A 20,400-nucleotide genomic window follows, 5' to 3' on the forward strand; every position below is an offset into this window, starting at 1 on the left:
ATGACCTTTGACAAAAGGTAGTCTACCGACGGAGGCACTCAAAAAGGAACGCGCACAAACATAGAATGACAAAAAAAAGATAATTGTTTATCAGAGAGTCAAATGAATACACTACGTATCATAACCCTACTCTTGCTCAGCGTCTCGGCGTTGGCTCAGATGCAGCTGTTTTCCTTGCAGGAGGTGAAACTGACTGGCGGGCCGTTTAAAAACGCGCAGGATGTCGACCTCAAGTATATTCTGGCGCTGAAGCCGGATAAACTGCTGGCTCCATACCTGATCGATGCCGGGTTGCCCGTAAAAGCGCCACGCTACGGCAACTGGGAAAGCTCGGGTCTGGATGGCCACATCGGCGGGCATTACCTGTCGGCGCTGGCCATGATGTATGCCTCGACCGGGAATGCCGAACTGAAAAAACGGCTCGACTATATGGTCGATCAACTGGCTCATTGTCAGGCTAAAAACGGCAATGGATACGTGGGTGGCATTCCCCAGGGAAAGGTATTTTGGGAGCGTATTCATAAAGGCGATATTGACGGTAGCAGCTTCGGACTGAACAACACATGGGTGCCGTTGTACAACATTCACAAGCTGTTTGCCGGGTTACGCGATGCCTATGAGTACGCCGGAAATAAACAGGCCAAACAAGTGCTGGTTGGCTTAGGCGATTGGTTTACTGAGCTGATCAAACCTCTGTCTGATGAGCAGATTCAGCAGGTGCTACGTACCGAACACGGCGGCATTAATGAGACTTTTGCCGATCTGTACATCCTGACCAAAGACAAAAAGTACCTCGAAACGGCGCAACGGATTTCGCACCGGGCGATCCTGAATCCGTTGATCGACAAACAGGATAAGTTGACCGGCCTTCACGCCAACACGCAGATTCCGAAAGTGATTGGTTTTGAGAAAATCGCTACGTTAACGGGGAAAACCGACTGGTCGGAAGCAGCCATGTATTTCTGGCAGAACGTATCACAGACGCGCAGTGTGGCTTTTGGCGGCAACAGCGTCCGCGAGCATTTCAACCCGGCAACCGATTTTAGTCAGGTGCTGCAATCCAACCAAGGGCCGGAGACGTGTAATTCGTTCAACATGCTGCGCCTGAGCAAAGCCCTGTTTCTGGATAAAAACGACGTCAGCTACCTGGATTTCTACGAGCGGTCACTTTATAACCATATCCTGTCGAGCCAGCATCCCGAAAAAGGCGGATTCGTGTATTTTACGCCCATTCGGCCCAACCATTACCGGCTGTATTCACAGCCGGAAACCAGTATGTGGTGCTGCGTGGGGTCAGGCCTGGAAAATCACACCAAATACGGCGAGTTGATTTACAGCCATTCGGCCAACGATCTGTTTGTCAACCTGTTTATCCCGTCGACGGTTAACTGGACAGCTAAACAGATAAAGCTTACCCAGCGCACTGAATTTCCCTACCAAAATGAGTCTGAACTGGTTGTCGAGACACCAAAACCACAGAAATTTTCTGTACACATCCGCTATCCGAAATGGGCTGAAAACCTCCATGTGCTGGTGAATGGAAAGGTCCAGCCGGTCGATGGAAAACCAGCCAGCTACGTTGCTATTAACCGGACGTGGAAACAGGGTGATAAAGTAACCGTCCGCTTCAAGACCTCAACGCACTTGGAGTATCTGCCCGACGGCTCGAACTGGGCGGCCTTCGTCAACGGCCCCATTGTATTGGCCGCTAAAACCTCGACGGACGATCTGAAAGGGCTTTTTGCCGACGATAGCCGGATGGGGCACGAAACGAAAGGCAAACTGTACCCAATCACCAACGCCTACGCGCTCGTGGGCGATCCAGCAACGTATCTGTCGCAAATAAAACCAATAAATAAACTGCGATTTAGCCTGGATTCGTTGACGCTGCAACCGTTTTACGAAGTGCATGATGCCCGCTACCAAATGTACTTCCAGACCTTTTCCAAAGAGGCATTCAACGAGCAGAAAGCCCGGTTAAAACAGCAGGAAGCGGAAGCACTGGCCCTTGACGCCAGCACGGTCGATAAGGTAAACTGTGGTGAACAGCAGCCCGAAGTCGATCACGACTACAAAGGCGAAAAGAGTGATTCAGGCTACGATGATGAGCGGTTCTGGCGACGTACCCGTTCCTTTATCGCTTACCAGTTACAAAACAAAAACCGGGCGGGTAAGTACATCGATATTCGTGCTTTAGATACTATCAAGCCGGAGCAGGTGAGCTTTGTAATCAATGATAAACCAGCCGAGGTTCTTTCTGCCAATGGGAAAACAATCCGGCTTAATGCATCTGACGACGAGGTAGTTAGACTAAAAATCGTGGCGGTCAATGGCGCGAATACACCGCGCTTTAATCAAATCAGAATTTTAACGCATTAACCAATGGTTCTTTTTCACATGAATAAAAAGATAATGAGTGTCTGTAAATGTGTCAAAATAACACTATTGGTGTTTGGGTGCGCACTGAGTTCTTTGGCACAATCCAATTTCAGCAGCAAAGTCATTGGCGTGGGCGTTGTCGTCGCCGATCTTGAACGCTCGCTGGACTTTTACGTGAATGGCATTGGTATGGTCAAAACGGGCAACTTTACGATCAATGAAGATTTTGGCAAACGCTCGGGCCTGACGGATGGTGTGGCGGTGGGAGTTACCATCCTGAAACTCGAAAACAGTCCCGAAGCCACCGACTGGAAGCTGATGAGCTTTGGCAAAAAAGCCGCGCACCCGAAGCCCAACCACATTCAGGACGATACGGGTATGCAGTACATCACCATTCAGGTAAAAGCCTTACAGCCCATCATCGACCGACTGAAACAAATGAAAGTACCCTTTTTAGGCAGTACGCCCACCCCCCTGAATGCGAAAGCGCACTTTGTGTTCGTGCAGGACCCCGATGGGACTTTTATTGAACTGATTGGCCCACTGCAATAACCGGAGCAAATCTGATACGTATTGTCTATCATGCAAAAGTCCATTTTTCAATCGGGTTTGCTAGGCGTTGTGCTGTTGCTGATTCACTGTTCGGCAATAGCGCAAACCGCTCATAACCCTATCCTCTTTGCCGATGTACCTGACCTGTCCATGATTCGTGTGGGCAATACGTACTACATGAGCAGCACGACCATGCACCTGAGTCCGGGCTTGCCGATTATGAAGTCGAATGATCTGGTGAACTGGCAACTGGTTGGATACGCCTACGACACGCTAGCGAATGTGGATGCGCTGAATCTCACCAATGGCAAAAGCACCTACGGGCGCGGTTCGTGGGCCAGTAGCCTGCGGTATCATAACGGTACGTACTACGTAACAACCTTTGCTCAGACGACCGGCAAAACGTATGTCTATACCACTAAAGACATTGAAAAAGGGCCCTGGAAAGTGGCCTCGTTCAGCCCCTCTTACCATGACCACAGCCTATTTTTCGACGATGATGGTCGGGTGTATATGATTTATGGCGCGGGCCAACTCCGGCTTATCGAATTAAACGCCGACGCATCGGGTGTGAAGCCCAGCACTACCGAACAGGTCATTATTGAAAACGCCAGTACGCCGTCGGGCACGGGTGGTGGATTACCCGCCGAAGGGTCACAACTGTTCAAGGTGAAGGGTAAATACTACCTGTTCAACATTACCTGGCCCAAAGGAGGCATGCGGACGGTCGTGATTCACCGGGCCGATAAGATTACGGGTCCATGGGAAGGCCGGATCGGCTTTCAGGATTTGGGCGTAGCGCAGGGCGGTTTGATTGACACGCCGGATGGGAAATGGTACGCCTATCTGTTTCGAGATTTCGGCGGAGTCGGGCGGATTCCGTATCTGGTTCCGGTCAAGTGGGAAGATGGCTGGCCCGTACTGGGCGTCAATGGAAAAGTCCCCGAAACGCTTGACCTGCCTGCCAACAAAAGTCTGATTCCGGGCATCGTAGCCTCCGACGAATTTACCCGAAAGAAAGGCGAACCCGCGCTGCCGCTGGTATGGCAATGGAACCATAATCCCGACAACAAACTTTGGTCGGTTACTGAACGGAAAGGCTATCTGCGCTTGAAAACTGGACGTATTGATACGTCGTTCGTGATGGCTCGGAATACCCTTACCCAGCGTACCATTGGCCCCGAATGCTCGGGTGCTACGTTGCTCGATGCCTCAACGTTGAAGGACGGTGATTTTGCGGGACTGAGTCTGTTGCAGAAAAACTACGGGCTGGTCGGTGTCAGGGTAACGAACGGCAAGCGCTCCGTGGTCATGGTTAGCGCGGCATCGGGCAAACCGGTTGAGGTACAGAGCATTCCACTCACGCAAAAGACGGTCTACCTGAAAGCGGAATGCGATTTCAGAGACCGGAAGGACACCGCTCATTTCTTTTACAGCCTCGACGGAAAAGCGTGGCAGTCCATTGGCGAACCGCTGAAAATGCCCTACACCATCCCGCATTTTATGGGCTACCGATTCGGTCTGTTTGCCTACGCCACTCAACAGACAGGTGGATTTGCTGACTTTGACTATTTCCGGATTACCGACACCATTTCAGAATCAGCCAAAAATTAACGCCTAGATCAATGGTTTCGATACCCTATTCCTTACCCCTCATGAACAAGTGTTTTTCTACCGCTACGATTCTTCTTGGCTTGCTGTTTTGGGGGCAGATGGCTTCGGCACAGGACAAAAACTTTTACATTTTTCTCTGTTTCGGGCAATCCAACATGGAGGGTAATGCCAAAATTGAACCGCAGGATACGGTCAATGTGAACAACCGGTTTCAGGTGATGGAAGCCGTAAACTGCCCGGATTTAGGCCGGACAATGGGTCAATGGTATACCGCCGTTCCGCCCTTGTGCCGATGCCGGACTGGCCTAACGCCCGCCGATTATTTTGGTCGCGAATTGGTGGCGAATCTCCCTGAAAAGGTGCGGGTCGGTGTGATCAATGTGGCCGTGGGTGGCTGTAAAATTGAGCTGTTCGATAAAGACCATTACGAGTCCTACACGGCCAACGTACCGGGCTGGATGAAGAACATGCTCAAAGACTATGACGGAAATCCGTACGCCCGACTGGTCGAGATGGCGAAGCTGGCGCAGAAAGATGGCGTTATCAAGGGGATTCTGCTGCATCAGGGCGAGTCGAATACCAATGATACGTTATGGACGAAAAAGGTGAAAGTCGTGTACGATAACCTGATGCACGACCTGGATCTGAAACCCAGAAAAGTACCGCTACTGGCGGGCGAAACGGTCAATGCCGATCAGGGTGGCGTTTGCGCGAGTATGAACAAGATCATTGCGACGCTTCCCGAAACCATCAAAAACGCTCACGTGATTTCGTCGGCGGGATGCACCGACGCGGCCGATAACCTGCACTTCAATGCCGCCGGATATCGGGAATTAGGGAAACGTTACGCGGCACAAATGCTGTCGCTGATGGGCTTTTCGCTTAGTGGAAATTAACGAAATTATGAAGACACTCACGCTGGTAGTAAGTTTTTGGTGGTTAGGTTTCCAGGCGTCAATCGCACAGGAATTGGTGAATCTGTATCCGGGTGCCATCCCGAATGCAAAGCCGGCAACTGTTCAGGAAACGTATACGTCGGGGATGTTCAGGAACGTAACGAAGCCAACGCTGGATGTGTATTTGCCCGATAAAGCGGCCGCGTCGGGAGCAGCCGTTGTCATCATTCCCGGTGGCGGCTACGGTGTTGTGGTGTACCAGGGAGAAGGCGTCAATACGGCCAAAGAATTTGTCAAAAACGGGGTGGCTGCTTTCGTGTTGAAATACCGGTTGCCGAACGATTCGATCATGGTTGATAAAACTATTGGGCCGTTGCAGGATGCCCAGCAGGCCATTAAACTAGTGCGTGACAATGCCGCCAAGTGGGGTGTCGATGTGGGGAAAGTGGGCATTATGGGATTCTCGGCGGGCGGGCATCTAGCGGCTACTGAAGCGACACATTTCGAGAAAGCGCTGATTGAAAACAGCAGCAACACCAGCCTTCGGCCCGATTTTCAGATTCTGGTGTATCCGGTAATCAGCATGCAGGACAGCCTGACGCATCGGGATTCGCGCAATAGTCTACTGGGTAAAAATCCGTCGAAAGAAACCATCGATTTGTATTCCAACGAGCGGCAAATCACGAAGAACACACCACCGGCTTATCTGACCCACGCGGCTGATGATAAACTGGTGGACGTTGATAACAGCGTTGCTTACTTCGAAAAATTAAGACATCAGAAGGTCGATGTGGAAATGCACATTTACCCAAAGGGCGGGCACGGGTTTATTTTCCGACAGCCGGGCTGGATGAATCCGCTGTTTGCGTGGATGAAGCAAAATAACTGGCTTAAAAACGAATGAGTGGTCCACCTGCTCTGGCAGAGTATATCGCGAACTGAACAGACCTGATGATTTTTAATTTCTGTAACTGATGCCTAAATTCTCGTTTTACAATCTGCTGCTTTTTTTGCTGATAGGTCTTTCTGGATTGGCACAATCAACACCCCCCAAACCCGTTAGCCCGCTTCCCAGTGAAAATCAGTTGCGTTGGCAAAAAATGGAATACTATGCCTTCATCCATTTTTCGATAAACACCTATACCGACATGGCCTGGGGCCTGGGCAATGAAGATCCCAAGCTGTTTAATCCGACCAACCTGGATTGTCGGCAATGGGCCCGGATTTGTAAAGAGGCCGGTATGAAAGGCATCATTTTTACGGCCAAACACCACAGTGGTTTTTGCCTATGGCCCTCGAAATACACCGACTACTCCGTAAAAAATATACCCTGGCGGAATGGGAAAGCCGACATCGTGCGGGAAATGGCCGACGCCTGTAAAGAATATGGGCTGAAGTTTGGCGTATATCTGTCGCCCTGGGACCGGAACCATGCCGACTATGGGAAGCCCGAATACATTACGTATTTCCGCAACCAGTTGACAGAGCTGCTGACCAACTACGGCGATATTTTTGAAGTCTGGTTTGATGGAGCCAATGGTGGGTCAGGCTATTATGGCGGGGCTAACGAAACCCGTAAAATCGAAGCCAAAACGTATTACGACTGGCCCAATACGTACAAACTCGTGCGTAAACTCCAGCCCAAAATCGTCATCTGGAATGACGGTGGTGATCGGGCCGACCTGCGCTGGGTGGGTACCGAAGCCGGGTATGTGGGCGAAACCAACTGGAGTTTATTGAACGCAACCGGCGATGTGCCCGAGAAAATGCTGCGCTACGGCGTAGAGAATGGTAATGCCTGGGTGCCGGGCGAAGTAAACACCTCGATTCGTCCCGAATGGTTTTACCACGAGCGGGAAGACAGAAAGGTGAAAACGTTGCCCCAACTGATGGATATTTATTACAATTCTATTGGCCGAAACGCTACGTTACTGCTCAATTTTCCGATCATGCCCAATGGGCTGATTCACGAGAAGGATGAGAAAGCTGTTCAGGCATTTGCCAAAGCGACGAAAGAAGCCTTTACACTGAATCTGGCCAAAAATGCCCAAGCTACGGCCTCGCAGGGGCGGGCGAAAAGCTCAACGTACGATGCCAGCAAAGCCATTGATGCCGATCAAGAAAGCTATTGGGCTACGGATGATGCCGTTCGGAACGTATCGTTAACGCTTGATTTTAAAAAGCCTACCGCTTTTAATCGGTTTCTGGTACAGGAGCCCATTCGATTGGGTCAGCGAGTCAAAGCCTTTACCGTGGAGGCTTTTGTCGATGGGAATTGGAAAGAAATTGCCAAAGAAACAACCATTGGATACAAACGTATTCTGCGGTTTCCGACCGTCGAAGCCACCCAATTGCGGCTGACGATTCTGGATGCCAAAGGCGCTCCCTTGATTTCAAATCTGGAAGTTTACAAAGCACCCCTGATTCTCACGCCCCCTGTAATTACCCGTGACCAGGCGGGTGAGATTCACATCAAACCCGGCGATACCGAATCGGAATTGTATTATACCCTCGACGGGCGTGCGCCAACTGCAACCGCTACCAAATACACGGCTCCCGTAAAAACCGGTACTGGCAAAATTGACATTAAGGCGATCGCCTACAACCCGTTCACGAAACAAAGTAGCATCGTCAGCGAAGAGAAATTTGACATCGCCCGCACGGCCTGGAAAATCGTGAATACGGACGCCAAGTCGGCGTATCAGGTTGTCGATGGCAATCCGGCTACGTCATGGCATCAGCCCAAAAGCCAGGCGATGCCTACGGACCTGGTCATTGATCTGGGAAAGGAAGAAAATCTGGTCGGTTTCCGGTACTTACCTGCTCAGAACTGGTGGGAAGAGGCCAGCATCATCACGCAGTACCAGTTTGAGGTGTCGACGGATAACGCAAGCTGGAAACGGGTTAGCGAGGGCGAGTTTTCCAATATCAAAAACAGCCCGGTCTGGCAAACCAAATCATTTGAGCCGACTAAAGCCCGGTACATCAAATTACGCGCCTTGAAAAATACGCAGGACGGTTCGGCATCGGGCTACGCTGAAGTTGACATTATTACCCAGTGACCTTTTTTTCTGACAGGATTGACAGGATGAACAGGATTTGTATTGACGGAAAAATCCTGTTCATCCTGTCAATCCTGTCAGAAAAAAGACAGACAATTCCTAAACCTTAATGAACTATGAATCAATACGTATTAAAGCGATTATGGCTTGTAGGGGTCATACTCTGCCTGTATCAAGGAGCCTTAGGTCAGCCTCCACGTGGCCCACTGGTGGTGTCGCCCCAGGTGAACGCCGACAAATCTATTACGTTCCGGTATCTGGCTCCGGCTGCCAGCGACGTAAAGCTGAGCGCTCAGTTTGAAAAAGCGCCCCTGCCTATGACCAAAGAAGCACAGGGTATCTGGAGCGTGACGACAAAACCCGTCAAACCGGACATCTACCCCTACAGCTTTCAGGTCGATGGCATTACGGTGATGGACCCGGCCAACGTAGCGTTTTTTCCGAACGAACGCTTCAAAGCCAGCCTGGTCGACGTGCCCGGCGAAACGCCCTTGGTTCATGCCATGAAAGACGTACCGCACGGCTCGGTCAACTATGAGTACTATCCATCGCTGGAAGGCACTACGGGTTCGCTGGTGGTCTATACGCCACCGGGTTACGATAAAAATCCGTCTCAGACCTACCCGGTTTATTACCTCATCAGCGGAACGACGGATATCGAAGAGACCTTCTTCAAAGTGGGCAAAACGAATCTGATTCTGGACAATCTAATTGCCGAAGGCAAAGCCAAGCCCATGATCATTGTCATGCCCTACGGTAATATCGCAGCCCGTTTTGCCGAGCAAAAGGGAGGCTCCAAACCCGCCGACCCGACTGTCCGCGATGGGGAGGATGCGGTCAAACGCGCCAATGATTTCGGAAATGACCTGATCGGGAAGGTTATCCCGTACGTGGAGAAGAACTACCACGCCATCGCCAACAAAAACAACCGGGCTATCGGCGGATTCTCGCGCGGGGGTGGGCAAACGCTCCGGGCGGCTTTTGGCAACATGGACAAGTTTGCGTGGGTATGCAGCTACAGTTCGTACCTGTCGCCCGCTGAAATGGACAAGAGTTTTCCGCAGATAGGCAGTAATTCAGACAACACGAATAAGCAGCTGAAACTCCTGTGGGTGAGTGTGGGAAGCGACGATTTTCTCTACAAGGGGACGATCGAATTTATGGATTACCTAAAGGCGAAGAAGGTCAATTACAAGAGCCTGATTACCGACGGTGGTCACACCTGGATGAACGTCAAACACTACGTTGCCGCAACTACGCCACTACTCTTCCGCTAACTCGCTTACCCGTATGAAACCTAGCTTATACCTGCTTCCAGCTCTCTTGCTTTGTTCGATGAAGGTGATCGCCCAGCAACGGCCGCCGTCGATCAGCTCGCCCGAAGTGCACCCCGACCATAGCATTACGTTTAAATACTTTTCGCGCAAAGCGCAGAAAGTGACCCTGAACGGCGAGTTTCTGAAAGCGCCGGTTGCCCTGATGAAAGATACGTCCGGCATCTGGAGCGTGACGGTTCCGCCCGTCAAAGCCGACATCTATCCGTACAGCTTTTCAGTTGACAGCGTTCAGGTTGCCGACCCAAACAACACGTACATTTTCGCCAATGAACGCTTCAAACGGAGCATCGTCGATGTGCCGGGCGACCAGCCACTGGTGCATTCGCTCCAGAACGTACCGCACGGAAAAATCAGCTATCGCTACTATAAATCCGCTACGTTGGGGATGACGCGTCAGTTACTGGTCTATACGCCACCCGGCTTCAATCCGAACGGCAAAACCAAATACCCGGTGCTATACCTGATTCACGGTGGCTCCGACACCGAAGAAACCTGGACCAAAGTAGGCCGCGCCAACCTGATTGCCGACAATTTGATTGCGCAGGGTAAAGCCAAGCCCATGCTCATTGTGATGCCCTACGGCAATGTGCGCCCGGCTCCGATGCCCGACTTTACCAAAGACATGGTGGCCGACATAGTACCATTTATTGAGGCCAATTACCCGGTGATTATGGAAAGCAAAGGCCGGGCCGTAGCGGGCTTTTCGGTGGGGGGCGGACAAACCCTAAACATCGGTTTGACCAATCCCTCCACCTTCGCTTACATCTGTTCGTATGCGCCCTATACCGCTACCGAGGAGTTTCAAAAGAACTTTGCCAACTGGACACCGGATGCGGCTAAAATCAACAGTCAACTGAAATTATTCACGGTCAGCGTGGGCACCGACGATTTTCTGTACGAACCGGTGAAAAAGAACATCGCTATGTTCGAAGACAAAAAGATCAAGCTGAAAAGCTACATCGTGCCCGGTGGTCACACCTGGATGAACTGCAAGCAATACCTGGCTACTACGTTGCAAGAGCTGTTTAACTAGAATAAAACACCCCTGAATCCCCTAAAGGGGACTTTGTTCGAGAGTGAGAAAAGTCCCCTTTAGGGGATTTAGGGGTATTCAAACAAATTTCACTTCTAAACCAATAATTCGATGATTTCTAAAACAATAGTTGCATTCGTTGCGGCCACATTGATTAGTTTAACCTGTTTTTCGCAGGCAAGCCAACCCGCGATGCTGGAGGATTTTAAACCGTCCACATTGAACCAGCCGGGGCAGGAATACCCGCAGGTAAACTCACAGGGGTACGCACGATTCCGTATCAAAGCACCCAAGGCTGATAGCGTTCGGGTGAGTTTGGGGCTGGGCGGGCGAGGAGGAACCATCCTCACCAAAGGAGACGATGGCTTCTGGACCGGCACGACGGCAGGACCGATGGACGAAGGATTCCATTATTACAACGTAACAATTGATGGTGGCAAGTTCAACGATCCCGGTGCTCTGAATTACTACGGCTCCGTCCGGTGGGAGAGCGGCATTGAAATACCGGCTCATGATCAGGATTTCTATGCATTAAAAGACGTACCGCACGGCAACGTACAGCAGGTGCTGTTCCCCTCCAAAAGCACCGGTACATCTCGTCGGGCTTTTGTCTATACACCAGCGGGCTACGAGAAAGATAAATCGAAAAAATATCCGGTACTGTATCTGCAACATGGTTGGGGCGAGGACGAAACGGCCTGGAGTAACCAGGGGCACGCGAACCTGATTATGGACAATATGATCGCGGAAGGTAAAATCAAGCCGTTCATCATTGTGATGACCTATGGTATGACCAACGAAGTGAAATTTGGCAAGATTAGAGAGTTCAAAATCGATCCCTTCCAGACGGTCCTGGTCGATGAACTAATTCCCTACGTTGACGCCAATTTCCGCACCCTCGCCAACCGCGATAATCGGGCGATGGCGGGCTTGTCGATGGGCGGCATGGAAACCAAAATGATTACCCTTAACAAGCCGGACGTTTTTGGGTATTACGGTTTGCTCAGCGGTGGTGTCTACGCGCCTGAAGACCTTAACGGTAAAGCAAAACCGAAGCTTGTTTTCATTAGCTGCGGCAGCAAAGAACGACCCGATGGCGTAACCAAATCGGCTACAGACCTGAAAGCAGCCGGTTACAATGCCGTCTCCTATGTTTCGGATAAAACAGCTCACGAGTTTCTGACCTGGCGTCGCAGCCTGCATGAGCTGGCTCCACTGCTGTTTAACAAGTAGCTCGTTTATTATTTTTTGTCATGCTGACCGGTCCGCCGGTGCGGCAGGAAGCATCTTTGCTCAGCTATTTTTTGCTCATCCGAAGGTGCTTCCTGCCGCACCGGCGGACCGGTCAGCATGACAAAAACTCAATTAGTAATACGTTGATGTGAATTAAACTGAGTGCTTGGTAGCACGGATAACATTGAAAATGAACTCGATACGTACTCTATTACTCGGTAAGTCCTGGCTGCTGCCCATACTGGCAATTAGTTGGTTGATGACGCCCGAAAAGGTTTCGGCTCAAAACAAGAAAACTGCCAGCCGGAATGCAACGGCGGTTCAGTCCGCTACTTATCGGAATCTGTTTCGCGAAGCGGGCTACAAACAGGCTGACATTGACGCGAAAGTGGCGAAGGCGTATCACGACGTTTTTGAAGGTCCTAATAAGGTTTATTTCGAAGTTGGCGATACCATGGCCTACGTATCGGATGTGAAAAATCATGACGCTCGTACCGAAGGCCTTTCCTACGGCATGATGATCGCCGTGCAGCTTGATAAGAAAGATGTATTTGACCGAATCTGGCGCTGGTCGAAAAAATACCTGCAACACCAGAGCGGTCCACGGGAAGCGTATTTTGCCTGGAGTATCAACCCGCAAACGATGAAAAAGAACTCCGAAGGTTCGGCTTCGGATGGTGAGTTGTATTACGTTACCAGTCTGCTGTTTGCCGCCAATAAATGGGGAAATAATACGGGCATCAATTATTACGGCGAAGCCCGGCGGATTCTGGATGCGATGTGGAAGAAAGATGGCACCGGCAACATCTACAACCTCATCAACATTGACGCTAAACAGATCTCGTTTGTTCCCGAAGGCAACAACTACAAATGGACCGATCCGTCGTACCACCTGCCAGCCTTTTACGAAGTTTGGGCCGTTTATGCCAAAGATGGTCATGAATCTTTTTATAAGGAATGCGCCGACACGTCGCGGGTGTTTCTGCACCGGGCCTGTCATCCAGTAACGGGACTCAATGCCGACTATACCGAGTTCAGCGGCAAACCGCACGATACCCGCTGGTCGCCCTCGGCATTCCGCTACGATTCGTGGCGGGTGCCCATGAATATTGCGATGGATTACACCTGGTACGGTAAAGACAAAGCCTGGCAGGAAGATTACGCCCGTCGTTTTCAGGGTTTCCTGCGCTCTAAGGGCATCGATACGTTCGACGATCAGTTTAACCTGGACGGGTCACGCCCCGAGTTTATTCTTCAGGCGGGGCCGGTAAAAAAACTCCGGCACTCCATTGGTCTAGTGTCTACATCGGCAACGCTGTCGCTTGTTAACAGGGAGAAAAATAGCCTCGATTTTGTGCATGCTTTGTGGAAGGCGAAACTGGAGCCTTTCGACGATGGCTATTTCGATCCGTACTACGACGGGCTAATGTATTTATTCGGGCTTATGCACTTGAGTGGCAAATACCAGATCATTCAGCCGCAGACCCATTAATAAACCCTGATACTTCTAAACCTTACCATGAAAAAATTAATCCTTTTCGTCGCCTGTGTTGTGGCGCTGAGCTTAGATGCCCTGGCTCAGACCGCTGGCGTTCCGGCAACAACCAATATTCCGGGGCAGAAATATCCGCAACTATTACCCGATAACCGAGTAGCATTTCGAGTCAAAGCGCCGGATGCTCAGAAAGTGCAGATGGATTTGGGTAAAAAATATGATATGGTGAAAGACACCAGCGGTTTCTGGACTGTAACGACCGAACCCATTCCCGAAGGATTTCACTATTACTCGCTGGTTGTTGACGGGGTTCCGCTTTGCGATCCGTCCAGTCAGACGTTTTACGGCATGGGCCGGATGGCGAGCGGCATCGACATTCCCGACAAGGACATGGATTATTATCAGCCCAAAAATGTGCCGCATGGGCAGGTACGGTCTGTTAATTACTACTCCGACATCACCAAAGCGTGGCGAAGAGCGAATGTATATACGCCACCGGGTTACGACGACAATTCAAAAAAACGCTATCCTGTTCTGTATTTGCAACATGGCGCGGGCGAAGACGAAACCGGCTGGCCAAATCAGGGGAAAATGGATTTTATCCTGGATAACCTAATTGCCGAAGGCAAAGCAATGCCCATGATCGTGGTGATGGAGCGAGGGTATGCCACCGACCCCACCAAACCCGTCAGCACAACCGGTGGCGGTCCCGGCAACATGACCAGCAACGTGTTTCCCGAAGTGCTAGTGAAAGAAGTCATTCCGATGATCGACAAAACGTTCCGAACGCTGGCGGATCGGGATAACCGGGCGATGGCGGGACTGTCGATGGGAGGTTTCCAGACCTTTCAGACCACGATGACCAACCTCGATAAATTTGCCTACATCGGTGGATTCAGTGGCGCCGGTCGTTTGCAGCCTGGCAGCGATATCAAGCAACTCTATGACGGTGCGTGGGCCGATCCTGCTGCTTTTAACAAAAAAATAAAGGTGGTTTACATGAGTATTGGTACCAAGGAGCCTGAACGGATGTACACCGGCGTAAAAGGGTTCCACGAAGCACTAGAGAAAGCAGGTATCAAACACGTGTATTACGAGTCGCCAGGTACGTCGCACGAATGGCAGACCTGGCGCCGGTCGCTGAAGCAGTACGCTGGTTTGATCTTTAAAAACTAATCCTGAAAACAGTTAATCAACCATTTACGAGAATGAAGCGATTTATCCTATTGATAGCAGCTGTAGGTTTGTTCGGCACCAGTACCTACGCGCAACCCATCGAAAAAGAAATGCCCAAAGGTTTCGACCAGGTGCGCACGGGTATTGCCACGGGTAAACTGGATTCCGTCCAGTATGCATCTAAAACCGTGGGCACGACCCGAAAGGCGTTAGTGTACACGCCACCGGGCTATTCGAAAAAGAAAAAATACCCCATTCTGTATCTGCTGCACGGCATCGGCGGTGATGAAAAGGAATGGCTTCGGGGAGGCAATCCGCAGGTCATTCTGGATAATCTGTATGCCGAGAAAAAACTGGAACCCATGATCGTCGTCATGCCGAATGGGCGGGCTATGAAAGACGACCGTGCCGTGGGCAATGTTTTCGACAAAGACAAAGTGGAAGCCTTTGCTACGTTCGAGAAGGATTTGTTGACTGACCTGATTCCGTTCGTTGAGAAGAAATATTCGACCCTTACCGATCGCGAGCATCGGGCTATTGCGGGTCTGTCGATGGGGGGCGGTCAGTCGCTGAATTTTGGGCTGAGCAATCTGGATAAATTCGCTTGGGTCGGTGGGTTTTCGTCAGCGCCCAATACCAAAAAGCCTGAAGAGTTGGTGCCGAATCCGGAGGATGCCAAAAAGAAGTTGAAGCTGCTCTGGATTTCGTGTGGAGATAACGACGGGCTGATTACGTTCAGCAAACGAACGCACGATTACCTGTATGAGAACAACGTACCGCACATTTACTACGTCGAGCCGGGCGTACACGATTTTAAAGTCTGGAAGAACGGGCTGTACATGTTCTCGCAGTTTCTGTTCAAGCCGGTAGACGTAGCGTCTCTGACCAAATACACGATATTGGGTTCATCGGCGGCTACCAACATACGTAATGCCAAATACCCGCAGATTTTACCGGACAACCGCGTGGTGTTTCGGGTGAAAGCGCCGGATGCGCAGAAAGTACAGATTGATCTGGGCAAAAAATATGACATGGTGAAAGATACGGCCGGGTTCTGGAACGTAACGACCGATTCCATCAGCCGGGGCTTTCACTATTACTCCCTGCTGGTTGATGGCGTAGCGGTTGCTGATCCAGCCAGCGAATCATTTTACGGGATGAGTCGCATGGCCAGCGGTATCGAGATTCCGGATCGCGACGAAGGCTATTATGCGCTGAGAGACGTACCGCACGGCGACATTCGGATTAAACGCTATTTGTCGAAAGCGTCGAATACCTGGCGCGAAATGTATGTCTACACGCCACCCGGCTACGATCAGGCTAGCGAAAAATATCCGGTCCTGTATCTCCTGCATGGCGGGGGCGAAGATCAGCGCGGGTGGGCTACGCAGGGGCGAACCGACCTGATTCTGGACAATCTGATTGCCGAAAAGAAAGCCAAACCCATGCTGGTGGTGATGCTCGACGGAAACATTGGTATGGGTGGTGGTGTGGCAGGTTTCAACGAAAATGCCCTGCGCGCTTTTGAAAACGAGTTGAAACAGGGGGCCATTCCCTTTGTGGAAAGCAACTTCCGGGTCGAAACCGACGCCAAAAATCGGGCGCTCGCCGGTCTGTCGATGGGCGGGTTACAGACGCTGCACGCGGGAATCAAAAATACCAATCTATTCTCGGCGCTGGGCGTGTTCAGTTCGGGCTGGTGGGCCAACAATACCAAGCTGTCTGATCCGCAGTATGCTTTCATGAAAGAGAACGCCAGCACGATCAACAGCAACCTCAAACAGTTCTGGATTTCGCAGGGTGGCAAAGAAGACATCGCGCATCAGAACTGCCAGATCATGATGAAGAAGTTTGATGAGATGGGCATTAAATATCAGTACAGCGAATATGCTGGTGGACATACCTGGCCGGTCTGGCGGCACGACCTGTTCGGATTTTCGCAGTTGCTGTTCAAGTAAAGGATACTGAACCTGTTTGAAATTTCACTTGGATGGATTTTTTGTCATTCCGACGTAGGAGGAATCTTCGATGGTTGGCTGTTTTATCGACTCATCCGAAGGTTCCTCCTGCGTCGGAATGACAAAAAACACGCATGGTTTAACTTACTATTAGGCTGTTTATACGGTCTATTGAAAAAACCGCTCAACTCGAAAAGCAGTACGTTATGATACCGAACAAACACATCCTTGCCCTAAGTACGGCCGTCCTTTTGCTGGCAAATGCTGCCACCGAGCAGGGTGTCGCTCTGGCTCAACCCATGCCGTCGTTGAAAGACGCGTTTAAAAAAGATTTCGGCATCGGAACTGCGCTCAACAACGCTCAGATTGAGGAACGGGACCCCAAAACGACGGCGTTTATTGCCCGGCAGTTCAACATGGCAACGCCCGAAAACATCATGAAGTCGGCGCTGATCCATCCGAAATGGGACACGTACAATTTTGAGATGGGCGACAAGCTGGTTGAATTTGGCAAGAAACACAACATCAAAATCAACGGGCATACGCTGATCTGGCACAGCCAGTTACCAAGCTTCGTCCGGGGGATTCACAGTCAGGATTCGATCCGGACGTTCTTTACGAATCACATCAAAACCGTCGCTGGTCATTATGAAGGCAAAGTTTTCTCGTGGGATGTGGTGAACGAAGCGTTGAACGAGGACGGCACAATGCGGAAATCGGTGTTCCTGCAATACCTCGGTGAGGATTTCGTCACGGAGGCCTTTCGGCTGGCCCAGCAGGCTGCCCCTAAAACGGAGTTGTATTACAACGACTACAACAACGAACAACCGGCCAAGCGGGCGGGCTGCATCGCGCTAATCAGGAAAATACAGGAGGCTAAGGTACGTATCGATGGCGTAGGTATTCAGGGACACTGGCACGTTGGGAAAGTGCCCCTGAAAGACATCGAGGAAAGCATCAATCAATACGCAGCCCTCGGCCTGAAGGTCATGTTCACGGAACTGGATATTGAAGTTTTGCCCCGCAATTTTCAGGGGGCGGATGTCGGTCAGCGCATGACAGCGAACGAACAGTCGAATCCTTATCCTACCGCCTTACCTGACTCCGTTCAGCAACAATTGGCGGCTGATTACGAGGCTCTGTTCAAGCTGTTTCTCAAGCATAAGGACAAAGTCACCCGCGTGACCTTTTGGGGGGTCAACGACGGCGATAGCTGGCTCAATAACTGGCCCATCCGGGGCCGAACCAGCTACCCGCTACTGTTCGACCGAAGTAACCAGCCAAAACCGGCTTTCGAGCGGGTGATGGCCCTAAAGAAATAAGCGTTTAGAGAGAACGATTTGTAAAACGGGCTTTTCAGTCCATGTCTTTTCACCGTATTATTCATTCAAAACTAACATGACGTATCAAAACCTGATGCCACAAGCCTACGCAACGCTTACCCTGGCAGCTCTGATTGGGAGTTCGCTAACGACCCTCGCACAAACCAACGGAGGCAAAAAGCCGATTTCGCAACCGCTGGTAAAGCACATTTACACGGCTGACCCGTCGGCCCATGTGTTTAACGGCAAGATTTACATTTATCCCTCGCACGACGTTGATGCCAAGGATGTCAAAGAAGATGATGAAGGTGGCCATTTCGCCATGCGCGATTACCACGTCCTGTCGATGGATAAGATTGGTGGTCCCGTCAAAGATAACGGCGTAGCGCTCGACATCAAGGACATTCCCTGGGCGGGCCGTCAACTGTGGGCGCCCGATGCTACGGTCAAAAATGGTACGTATTACCTCTATTTTCCGGTCAAAGACAAACAGGATATTTTCCGCATCGGCGTCGCGACCAGTAAAAGCCCCACCGGACCGTTTAAGGCTGAACCAGAACCGATTAAGGGCAGCTACAGCATCGACCCCACCGTGTTTCAGGATACCGATGGCAAAGCGTATCTCTATTTTGGGGGAATTTGGGGTGGTCAGTTGCAGCGCTGGAGTGGGAACAAATACAATCCCAAAGGAGCGTTGAAACAGAAAGATCAAGTTGCCTACCTACCCCGCATTGCCCGGCTGAGCGCCGACATGAAAAGCTTTGCCGAGCCGGTTAAGGAAGTGCAGCTTCTGGATGAAAAGGGCAAACCATTCCTGGAGAAAGACAACGACAAACGGTTTTTCGAAGCGGCCTGGCTCCACAAATACAAAGGCAAATACTATTTCTCGTATTCGACCGGCGATTCGCACAACCTCTGCTACGCCATCGGTGACAATCCATACGGTCCCTTTACGTATAAGGGCTTGTTGCTAAAGCCCGTACTCGGCTGGACCAATCACCATTCCATCGTGCAAGTGGGCGACAAATGGTACCTGTTTTACCACGATGTACAGCTTTCCGGCAAGACTCATCTCCGTAATGTAAAGGTTACCGAGCTGACTTACAATTCGGATGGAACGATCAAAACGATTGACGCTTACAAGTAAAAGTTTTTGACAGGATTAACGGGATTGACATGATTCTTTTCAACCCAATAAATCATGTCAATCCCGTTAATCCTGTCAAAAAAATCATCATAAATATTCGTTCCTATGCGTAAACTAATTTCCTGCGCCCTGATTACCTTATCCGTCGCCTTCGTAGCGCCCGAGAAAGGACTGAAAGACTACTATAAAAACTACTTTCCCATTGGCGTGGCCGTAAACCCACGGATGGTGCAGCCCGGTCCGGATGCCGAATTGATCAAAGCCCAGTTCAACAGCATGACACCCGAAAATGCCATGAAAATGGGGCCTATTCATCCGGAAGAGAATCGCTATAACTGGAAAGATGCGGATGCCATCGCTGATTTTGCCCAGCAGAATAACATCAAATTGCGGGGGCATACGCTTTGCTGGCACAATCAGACGCCCAATTGGTTCTTCACCGACTCGACAGGTAAAACGGTAAGCCGGGACGTATTGCTGGCCCGTCTGAAACGGCACATCACCGACGTAATGGGTCGGTACAAGGGGAAAATTTACGCCTGGGACGTAGTAAACGAAGCGGTCCCTGACACGGGAACGGCTCTCTACCGAAAATCGAAATTTTACGAGATCATCGGCGAAGATTATATCGAGAAAGCGTTTCAGTATGCTCATGAAGCTGATCCCTCCGCGCAGTTGTTTTACAACGATTACAACACCGAAAATGCCTCGAAGCGGGAACGTATCTACCAGATGTTGAAGAAGCTGAAAGACAAGAAAGTGCCCATTAATGGGGTTGGCTTACAGGCGCACTGGTCCATTTACGAACCTACGAAGCAGGAGCTGGAAGAATCCATTACCAAGTTTGCCAGTCTGGGCCTGAAAATCCAGTTCACGGAAGTCGACATGTCGGTGTACCCCAAAGAACACGAACGCCGAGCCCGGCGCGATACGGACAAAAGCGAGTTTACGCCGGAGATGGTCGACAAGCAGGCAGCACAGTACAAAATGGTATTCGACGTATTTCGCAAACACCGCGACAAGGTTACCGGCGTTACGTTCTGGAATCTGACCGACAAATATTCTTGGCTGGATAATTTTCCCGTTCCGGACCGCAAGGATTATCCCTTACTGTTTGATCAGGAGGGTAAGCCGAAGAAAGCCTATGAAAGTGTAGTGAAGTTTTAAGCAACCACCACCAATAAGTAAAGGAATAT

Annotated in this window: 15 protein-coding genes; all 15 read left to right on the forward strand. The window is 50.6% G+C overall.

Going from position 1 to position 20,400, the window contains the following annotated elements:
- Positions 1-102 precede the first annotated feature (102 nt).
- Positions 103-2,379 (forward strand): glycoside hydrolase family 127 protein, encoded by a 2,277-nt coding sequence (locus tag IC230_RS29635; protein ID WP_223860936.1) that lies wholly within the window; start codon positions 103-105, stop codon positions 2,377-2,379.
- 33 nt (positions 2,380-2,412) lie between these two features.
- Positions 2,413-2,931 carry a VOC family protein gene (locus IC230_RS29640; protein ID WP_223860943.1) on the forward strand — a complete coding sequence of 173 codons (519 nt, stop codon included), beginning with the start codon at positions 2,413-2,415 and terminating at the stop codon, positions 2,929-2,931.
- 30 nt (positions 2,932-2,961) lie between these two features.
- Complete coding sequence (locus tag IC230_RS29645) at positions 2,962-4,545, forward strand: glycoside hydrolase family 43 protein (RefSeq protein WP_191042705.1); 1,584 nt, start codon at positions 2,962-2,964, stop codon at positions 4,543-4,545.
- 41 nt (positions 4,546-4,586) lie between these two features.
- Complete coding sequence (locus tag IC230_RS29650; RefSeq protein WP_394355514.1) at positions 4,587-5,441, forward strand: sialate O-acetylesterase; 855 nt, start codon at positions 4,587-4,589, stop codon at positions 5,439-5,441.
- 7 nt (positions 5,442-5,448) lie between these two features.
- Positions 5,449-6,345, forward strand: a complete 897-nt coding sequence (locus IC230_RS29655) for an alpha/beta hydrolase (RefSeq protein WP_191042706.1) — start codon at positions 5,449-5,451, stop codon at positions 6,343-6,345.
- Positions 6,346-6,415: 70 nt separating this feature from the next.
- Entirely contained in the window at positions 6,416-8,503 is a 2,088-nt protein-coding gene (locus IC230_RS29660) for an alpha-L-fucosidase (RefSeq protein WP_223860937.1), read from the forward strand.
- A 116-nt stretch (positions 8,504-8,619) separates the two neighbouring features.
- Positions 8,620-9,780, forward strand: coding sequence for an esterase (locus tag IC230_RS29665; protein ID WP_191042707.1), 1,161 nt, complete (start codon positions 8,620-8,622; stop codon positions 9,778-9,780).
- A 13-nt stretch (positions 9,781-9,793) separates the two neighbouring features.
- Complete coding sequence (locus tag IC230_RS29670; RefSeq protein WP_191042708.1) at positions 9,794-10,873, forward strand: alpha/beta hydrolase; 1,080 nt, start codon at positions 9,794-9,796, stop codon at positions 10,871-10,873.
- A 111-nt stretch (positions 10,874-10,984) separates the two neighbouring features.
- The gene (locus IC230_RS29675; protein ID WP_191042709.1) at positions 10,985-12,106 is read left to right on the forward strand and encodes an alpha/beta hydrolase-fold protein; all 1,122 of its coding nucleotides are present in this window, start codon (positions 10,985-10,987) and stop codon (positions 12,104-12,106) included.
- Between the two features lie 190 nt (positions 12,107-12,296).
- Positions 12,297-13,598, forward strand: a complete 1,302-nt coding sequence (locus IC230_RS29680; RefSeq protein WP_191042710.1) for a glycosyl hydrolase family 8 — start codon at positions 12,297-12,299, stop codon at positions 13,596-13,598.
- Between the two features lie 27 nt (positions 13,599-13,625).
- Positions 13,626-14,777 (forward strand): alpha/beta hydrolase-fold protein, encoded by a 1,152-nt coding sequence (locus IC230_RS29685; protein ID WP_191042711.1) that lies wholly within the window; start codon positions 13,626-13,628, stop codon positions 14,775-14,777.
- A gap of 32 nt (positions 14,778-14,809) precedes the next feature.
- Positions 14,810-16,735, forward strand: a complete 1,926-nt coding sequence (locus IC230_RS29690; protein ID WP_191042712.1) for an alpha/beta hydrolase-fold protein — start codon at positions 14,810-14,812, stop codon at positions 16,733-16,735.
- 206 nt (positions 16,736-16,941) lie between these two features.
- Positions 16,942-18,057 (forward strand): endo-1,4-beta-xylanase, encoded by a 1,116-nt coding sequence (locus IC230_RS29695; RefSeq protein WP_191042713.1) that lies wholly within the window; start codon positions 16,942-16,944, stop codon positions 18,055-18,057.
- 76 nt (positions 18,058-18,133) lie between these two features.
- Complete coding sequence (locus IC230_RS29700) at positions 18,134-19,204, forward strand: glycoside hydrolase family 43 protein (RefSeq protein WP_223860938.1); 1,071 nt, start codon at positions 18,134-18,136, stop codon at positions 19,202-19,204.
- Between the two features lie 105 nt (positions 19,205-19,309).
- Complete coding sequence (locus tag IC230_RS29705) at positions 19,310-20,371, forward strand: endo-1,4-beta-xylanase (RefSeq protein ID WP_191042714.1); 1,062 nt, start codon at positions 19,310-19,312, stop codon at positions 20,369-20,371.
- Positions 20,372-20,400 lie beyond the last annotated feature (29 nt).

The organism is Spirosoma validum, assembly GCF_014699035.1.
Classification (GTDB): domain Bacteria; phylum Bacteroidota; class Bacteroidia; order Cytophagales; family Spirosomataceae; genus Spirosoma; species Spirosoma validum.

Bases quoted from the DNA above. Each gene is read 5' to 3' on its own strand.
- IC230_RS29635 (WP_223860936.1), top strand. From the start codon at position 103: ATGAATACACTACGTATCATAACCCTACTCTTGCTCAGCGTCTCGGCG.
- IC230_RS29670 (WP_191042708.1), top strand. From the start codon at position 9,794: ATGAAACCTAGCTTATACCTGCTTCCAGCTCTCTTGCTTTGTTCGATG.
- IC230_RS29695 (WP_191042713.1), top strand. From the start codon at position 16,942: ATGATACCGAACAAACACATCCTTGCCCTAAGTACGGCCGTCCTTTTG.
- IC230_RS29645 (WP_191042705.1), top strand. From the start codon at position 2,962: ATGCAAAAGTCCATTTTTCAATCGGGTTTGCTAGGCGTTGTGCTGTTG.
- IC230_RS29685 (WP_191042711.1), top strand. From the start codon at position 13,626: ATGAAAAAATTAATCCTTTTCGTCGCCTGTGTTGTGGCGCTGAGCTTA.
- IC230_RS29690 (WP_191042712.1), top strand. From the start codon at position 14,810: ATGAAGCGATTTATCCTATTGATAGCAGCTGTAGGTTTGTTCGGCACC.
- IC230_RS29655 (WP_191042706.1), top strand. From the start codon at position 5,449: ATGAAGACACTCACGCTGGTAGTAAGTTTTTGGTGGTTAGGTTTCCAG.
- IC230_RS29705 (WP_191042714.1), top strand. From the start codon at position 19,310: ATGCGTAAACTAATTTCCTGCGCCCTGATTACCTTATCCGTCGCCTTC.
- IC230_RS29650 (WP_394355514.1), top strand. From the start codon at position 4,587: ATGAACAAGTGTTTTTCTACCGCTACGATTCTTCTTGGCTTGCTGTTT.
- IC230_RS29660 (WP_223860937.1), top strand. From the start codon at position 6,416: ATGCCTAAATTCTCGTTTTACAATCTGCTGCTTTTTTTGCTGATAGGT.
- IC230_RS29675 (WP_191042709.1), top strand. From the start codon at position 10,985: ATGATTTCTAAAACAATAGTTGCATTCGTTGCGGCCACATTGATTAGT.
- IC230_RS29665 (WP_191042707.1), top strand. From the start codon at position 8,620: ATGAATCAATACGTATTAAAGCGATTATGGCTTGTAGGGGTCATACTC.
- IC230_RS29700 (WP_223860938.1), top strand. From the start codon at position 18,134: ATGACGTATCAAAACCTGATGCCACAAGCCTACGCAACGCTTACCCTG.
- IC230_RS29640 (WP_223860943.1), top strand. From the start codon at position 2,413: ATGAGTGTCTGTAAATGTGTCAAAATAACACTATTGGTGTTTGGGTGC.
- IC230_RS29680 (WP_191042710.1), top strand. From the start codon at position 12,297: ATGAACTCGATACGTACTCTATTACTCGGTAAGTCCTGGCTGCTGCCC.